7 protein-coding genes are annotated in these 5652 nt (G+C 74.7%); 3 read left to right on the top strand and 4 right to left on the bottom strand.

Translation table 11 applies throughout. The features are described from left to right. The first annotated feature begins 199 nt into the window (after nucleotides 1-199). The 3 genes from A5481_RS31200 to A5481_RS31190 all read left to right on the top strand — a co-directional run bounded on the left by A5481_RS31200 (nucleotide 200) and on the right by A5481_RS31190 (nucleotide 1709). Complete coding sequence (locus A5481_RS31200) at nucleotides 200-691, top strand: nuclear transport factor 2 family protein (protein WP_048437229.1); 492 nt, start codon at nucleotides 200-202, stop codon at nucleotides 689-691. A gap of 115 nt (nucleotides 692-806) precedes the next feature. Further along, a complete protein-coding gene (locus tag A5481_RS31195; RefSeq protein WP_245239216.1) occupies nucleotides 807-1115 on the top strand; it encodes a phage holin family protein in 309 nt (102 codons plus the stop codon). Nucleotides 1116-1415: 300 nt separating this feature from the next. Beyond that, entirely contained in the window at nucleotides 1416-1709 is a 294-nt protein-coding gene (locus A5481_RS31190) for a hypothetical protein (protein ID WP_048437231.1), read from the top strand. Nucleotides 1710-1730: 21 nt separating this feature from the next. On the opposite strand, the gene A5481_RS31185 is transcribed toward A5481_RS31190, so the two are convergent. The 4 genes from A5481_RS31185 to A5481_RS31170 form a co-directional block, all read right to left on the bottom strand. Further along, on the bottom strand, nucleotides 1731-2504 hold the full coding sequence (locus tag A5481_RS31185) for a hypothetical protein (RefSeq protein ID WP_053082597.1): 774 nt from the start codon (nucleotides 2502-2504) through the stop codon (nucleotides 1731-1733). After that, entirely contained in the window at nucleotides 2501-3406 is a 906-nt protein-coding gene (gene dapA, locus A5481_RS31180) for a 4-hydroxy-tetrahydrodipicolinate synthase (protein ID WP_048437235.1), read from the bottom strand. Before dapA ends, A5481_RS31185 begins: the two co-directional genes overlap by 4 nt. An 8-nt stretch (nucleotides 3407-3414) precedes the next feature. After that, nucleotides 3415-3663, bottom strand: a complete 249-nt coding sequence (locus A5481_RS31175; protein WP_048437232.1) for a hypothetical protein — start codon at nucleotides 3661-3663, stop codon at nucleotides 3415-3417. 217 nt (nucleotides 3664-3880) lie between these two features. After that, nucleotides 3881-5230, bottom strand: a complete 1350-nt coding sequence (locus tag A5481_RS31170) for an MFS transporter (protein WP_048437233.1) — start codon at nucleotides 5228-5230, stop codon at nucleotides 3881-3883. Nucleotides 5231-5652 lie beyond the last annotated feature (422 nt).

Genomic DNA, 5652 nt, shown 5'->3' with positions numbered 1-5652 from the left:
CCCGGATCTCCTTCCACTTCGTTGCAGTCGTCCGGGAAAGGGGGAGGCTTACGAGGATCGTCCGCCCTTATGGTCGGACGGAGGTCGCGCTGTCGTGTACCGTGTTGCAACGCGATCGCGACGTGCTCTAGGCTCGAACGGCGCGAAACGGCGCGGCGCCGGCGGGAGATCCGACCGGCGACCGGACGGGAGGAGACCCATGGTGCAGACGGAGCAATGCTCGCGGCGCGTGCTGCTGGCCGGGATGGCGGCGGCGCCGCTGCTCGCCGCCGGGGCGGGACCGGCGCAGGCCGCGGACGAGAACGGCGAGGCCCGCCGGGTGGAGGCGCAGGTCGAGGCCCTCCGGGTCGCGATCCAGGCCGGCGACGCCCGGGCGCTCGACGCCCTCACCCACCCGCAGCTCAGCTACGGCCATTCGAGCGGCCGCAAGATCGAGACCAAGACGGCCTTCATCGCCGCCCTCTCGGGCAAGACGAACTACAGGACGCTGACCTTCTCGGAGCAGTGGGTCCAGGTCGTCGGCGACACCGCCATGGTCCGGCATGTCTGGGACGGCGCCGACATCCTGCCCAACGGCGAGACCGGCCGCTCGTACATCGCGGTGCTGCAGGTCTGGCTCAGGGACGGCGGCGCGACCGACGGGACCTGGCGCCTGCTCGCCCGGCAGAGCTGCCCGCTCAAGCCGGCCTGACCGACGGGTTCGGCCGCGCTCCCGGAACGACGGTCAAGCTCGGGCGTTTCCGCTCGCCGCCGACATGTCTCGCGGCGGCGAAGCGGGGGCGTGAGCGGTGCGGTCCGAACGGCAGGTGAGCACGATCAGGCTGGTCGCCGAGGCCGTCCGCCTCGCCGGCGGCCTGGCGGCCAAGGAGATCGCGCTGTTCTCCGGCGAGGTCGACCGGATCGCCGGGGTCGTCTCGGCCTGGACGCTGTGGGGCGGCACGATCGTGCTCCTCGCCTGCGTCAGCGGCTTCCTGCTGCTGATGTCCCTCGTGAAGGGCCTCGGCTGGCTGATCGGCTCGGAGGCGCTCGCGGCGGTGATCGGGGCCGCGCCCTTCGCCCTCGCGGCCATCCTGCTGACCGGCTGGGGCCTGCGGAAGATGGACCTGCGGCGCTGACGCGGCGGCCGGGCCCCCGCCCGCCGCCCTGCCCGATATGCGCCGCGAGCATGGCCGTCCCGTCGGTCGGGCCGTTGCCGTGTGCGCTGCAACATGAGAAAACGTTTTCGCACCGCCGCGATGGCGTCGCGGCGGTGCAGCCCTCTTTTGGGCGTTTCCTCCCTAGACTTCGGGCCGCCTCGCAAGGGCGGCCTTTTTTCTGTCGCGCCGGATTTCTGTTGCGTCGCGGCCCGCCGCGGCGACACTGGCGCGACCGGACGGGTCCGCGCGGCCCGGGACGCGGGTGGGAGGCTTGAATCGATGGATCGTCCGGCGACGGATCGCCCGCGCAGCGTCGGCATCGCCTGGTACGAGCCGGGCGACTATCCGCGGATCCGGGACGCGATGGCGGATTCCGGGCTGCCGGAGAGCTACGCCACCTGGCAGATGTCGGCGATGCAGGTCGAGCGCGAGGTCGCGCGCAGCGGCGTCGCGGTGACCCGCGTGCGGATCGAGCCGGAGGCCTTCGTCGCCTGGTGCGGTGCGCGCGGGATGGCGCCCGACGCGAAGGCGCGCGCCGCCTTCGTGCGCGAGGCGCACGAGGCCGGGGCCTGAGCGGCAGCCCGGGGCACTCCCCTACACCACGTCCAGCCCGACCCGTCCGAGGGCGCCGAAATCGCCCTCGACCCGCTGCCCTGGCCTGACCCGGATCAACCCGGTGCAACTGCCGGTGGCGACGGTGTCGCCGGCCTCGAGGCTGCGGCCGGCCCGGGCGAGCCCGCCCGCGAGCCAGGCGAGCGCGGCGAGCGGGTGGCTCTCCAGGATCTCGGCGCCCGCCCCCTGCGCCACCGGGTGGCCGTCGAGGCGCAAGGTCACCGGGGTGCCGCCGAGATCGGCCTCGCGCCAGCGCGGGATCGCGGCCCCGCGCAGCTCGGCCGCATCGAGCCCGAAATCGGCGATCGCCGAGGCGGGGCCGAGCGGCACCGAGTCGGGCAGGCGCCGGCCCAGCACCTGCAGGCCGATGCGGCAGGACAGGACCGCGCCGGCGAGCGCCTCGCGGTCGCCCGGATCCTCGTCCTCGCGCGGGAAGGACCGCCCGATCACCATCAGGTACTGCGCGCCGATGCCGAGCACGGCGCGCGAGGTGCGGAAGGCGGCGCCGTCCTCGCACAGGGCGGAGGCGAGGAGCGGCGCGGCCAGGGGCTCCGGGCAGGCGAGCGCGCGGGCGGTGCGGATCGTCGTCGCCGCGAGGGTGAAGCCCCGCACCGTCTCGCCGGCGGCGAGCACGGCTTCGGCCTGGACCCAAGCCGGGTCGTCGAGGAGGCCGGGCCCGGGATCGGCCGTCACCGCGCCGGTGCGCCGGGCCGCGGCGAGCGCCCGTCCGAGGGCCCGGACGGCCTCCTCGGTCACGCCGCCGCCTCCGTCGCCGCCGCGAGCGGATCGAGCGCCGCCGCCAGGGCGGCCTCCGTCTCCGGGCGCGGCCGCGCCAGGGGCAGGCGCAGGTCGGGGGCGAATCCGGGCCGCAGCAGCGCCAGGGCGAGCTTGACCGGGCCCGGATCGGTCTCCCGCGCCAGGGCGGCGATCAGCGGCATCAGCCCGGCCTGGAGCGCCCGGGCGCGGGCGTGGTCGCCGGCCCGGGCGGCGCGCTGCAGGGCGGCGCACGGCCCCGGCACCAGGTTGGCGACGACCGAGACGCATCCCTGCCCGCCCATCAGCGTGTGGGCGGCGGCGGTGGCGTCGTCCCCGCAGAGCGCCAGGAAGCCCGGGCCCGCGGCCCGCGCGATCGTCGGGAGCCGGGCGAGGTCGCCGGTCGCGTCGACGAGGCCGACGACCCCCCGCAGGGCCGCCAGCCGCGCCAGGGTGTCGGGGTGGAGGTCGAGGCCGGTGCGGGCCGGCTCGGCATGGACGAGGAGCGGCAGGTCGGCGCCGGCGGCGATCGCGGCGTAGTGCCGGTAGAGCCCCTCCTGGGTCGGCCGGTTGTAGTAGGGCGTGACCGAGAGGCCGGCGGCGGCCCCGGCGGCGGCGGCGGCCCGGGTCCGGGCGACGGCCGTCCGGGTGCAGTTGCTGCCGGTGGCGGCGATCACCGGCACCCGGCCCTCCGCCGCCTCGACGGCGACGCGCAGGGCCCGGTCGCGCTCCGCCTCCGTCAGGGCCGGCCCCTCGCCGGTGGGGCCGGCGACCACCAGGCCCTCGGTTCCCGCCGCGACCTGCCGGACGACGAGGTCGCCGAGTGCCCGCTCGTCGAGCCGGGTCCCGCCCGCCGCGAAGGGCGTGACCAGGGCGGTGAGCGCGCCGCCGGGCCGTCCGCGCATCGCCGCGGTCACGGGACGAGGGAGACGGAATCGAGGGAGAGCGGGGTGCCGGCGAGGCGCACCGCGTCGGGCCGGCGGCCGGTCTCGGCGGCGGCGTAGGTCAGCGCGTCCCGGCGGCTGCGGAAGATGCCGCCGCCGAGGCCGTGGGTCTCGACCGCGAGCCAGTGGCCGTCGGCGCTCTGGCCGACCAGGAAGGCGAGCGGGAGGCGGGCCGGGGCCGGGACCGGTGCGGCGGGGGAAAGCGGGGATCGGGACATCGGGAGGATCGGGTTCGCGCGGCCATCGGCGTGGCCGCGCCCTCAAGGTGTCCCGGGTGCCGTGAAGGATCGAGGCGGACCGACCGGCCCCGGCATCAAGATCCCGTATGGTTTTGCCCGCACCCCGCCGAGGCCCCCCCACAGGGCGACGCCCCCGCGGAGGACCGCGAGGGCGAGGACGAGGCCGGCGAGGAGGCGGATCGCCCGCATCGCGGGGTCACGGCTCCGTCACGGCCGCAAGCTCGACCCGGCGGATCTCGCCGACCACCACGAGGTAGCACAGGCCCGCCGCCAGGGCGTTGAGGCCGACGAAGACCAGGGCGCCGTCGAACGAGCCGGTCTCACGGACGATGTAGCCGATGACGATCGGCGTGGTGATGCCCGCGAGGTTGCCGAAGGTGTTGAACAGCCCGCCGCTCAAGCCCCCGGATTCCCGCGGCGAGGTGTCCGAGACCACCGCCCAGCCGAGCGCGCCGATGCCCTTGCCGAAGAAGGCGAGCGCCATCAGGCCGACCACGACGGCATCCGCCCGGACGTAGTTGCAGCCGATGATCGCCATCGACAGCAGCATGCCCGACACGATCGGGATCTTGCGGGCCGCCGTCAGGGAATGGCCGCGGCGCAGGAGCTGGTCCGAGATCACCCCGCCGAGGATGCCGCCCAGGAACCCGCACAGCGCCGGCAGCGTCGCGGCGAAGCCCGCCTGCAGGATCGACAGGCCGCGCTCCTTCACCAGGTAGACCGGGAACCAGGTGAGGAAGAAGTAGGTCAGGGTGTTGATGCAGTACTGCCCGACATAGATCCCGAGCAGCATCCGGTTGGCCAGCAGCTGGCGCAGGGTGCGGCCGGCCCGGGTCGCGGTCTCGGCCCCGGCGCCGTCCATGTCCATCAGGGCGCCGCCGGCTTCGAGGTAGTCGCGCTCGGCCGGGTTGATCGCGGGGTGCTCGCGCGGCCCGTGCACCACCTGGGTCCAGAGCAGCGCGAAGGCGATGCCGAGCGCGCCCATCACCGTGAAGACGTGGTGCCAGCCGAATGCGTGCACGATCCAGCCCATCAGCGGCGCGAACAGCACGGTGGCGAAGTACTGCGCCGCGTTGAAGAAGGCCGAGGCCATGCCGCGCTCGTTCGCCGGGAACCAGGCCGCGGTGATGCGGGCATTGGCCGGGAAGACCGGCGCCTCGGCGAGCCCCACGGCGAGGCGCAACGCGAACAGCACCGCCACCGCGGCGAAGCCCGAGAGGAAGCCGACCGCGCCCTGCATCAGCGTGAAGGCCGACCACAGGAAGATCGCCGCGGCGTAGACCCACTTCACGCCGTAGCGGTCGAGCAGCCAGCCGCCGGGGAGCTGGGCCAGCACGTAGGACCAGGCGAAGGCCGAGAACACGTAGCCCATGGTCACGGCGTCGAGGCCGAGCTCCTTGGCCATGGCCGGGCCGGCGATGGCGATGGTCGCCCGGTCGGCGTAGTTGATGGCGGTGGCCGCAAACAGCATCGCCAGGATGACGAGGCGGATGCGGCTCCGCTTCGCCGCCGCGAGGCCGCGGACCGCGCTCGTGGTTGCGCTCATGAATCTCCTCCCGGGGCCGGCGGCGGGGCCGCGACGGCGTGATGTCGTTCTTCTCGCGCCCCCTTCGGGCGGGGGCGTTCCGGGACGGGAGAGTAGGAGCGCGGCGCGCGAGAGGTCCAAGTCAAAGGCTGAATGGGTCGATGCGCCGGCCGCATCCATGCGAACCCGAACCGGCGCGAGACGGCATCGATGACCGGCACGTCCAGGCCCCGCGCGGCACGACGGCGACGCTGCCGGCGGAGGTCGACGGCACCGTACCGGAATCGCGACGATCCCCCGCCCTCGCAGGCTCACGCCCTGATGTTCGACTGCGCCGCCCTGTCTCTCGACGACCTGCTTGCGGGTCAGGCGGAGGTCGGTGACCGTGGCGAGGGCGTTCTTTTCGGGACCACCCTCCTGGTGCTAGTGCATTGACGCATTCA

The organism is Methylobacterium platani (assembly GCF_001653715.1).
GTDB lineage: Bacteria > Pseudomonadota > Alphaproteobacteria > Rhizobiales > Beijerinckiaceae > Methylobacterium > Methylobacterium platani.
This window is presented reverse-complemented; position numbering and strand designations above follow the sequence as displayed.

Excerpts from the sequence above, each read along its gene's own strand:
- A5481_RS31200 (WP_048437229.1), top strand. The coding sequence starts at position 200 with ATGGTGCAGACGGAGCAATGCTCGCGGCGCGTGCTGCTGGCCGGGATG.
- A5481_RS31190 (WP_048437231.1), top strand. The coding sequence starts at position 1,416 with ATGGATCGTCCGGCGACGGATCGCCCGCGCAGCGTCGGCATCGCCTGG.
- dapA (WP_048437235.1), bottom strand. The coding sequence starts at position 3,406 with ATGCGCGGACGGCCCGGCGGCGCGCTCACCGCCCTGGTCACGCCCTTC.
- A5481_RS31175 (WP_048437232.1), bottom strand. The coding sequence starts at position 3,663 with ATGTCCCGATCCCCGCTTTCCCCCGCCGCACCGGTCCCGGCCCCGGCC.
- A5481_RS31170 (WP_048437233.1), bottom strand. The coding sequence starts at position 5,230 with ATGAGCGCAACCACGAGCGCGGTCCGCGGCCTCGCGGCGGCGAAGCGG.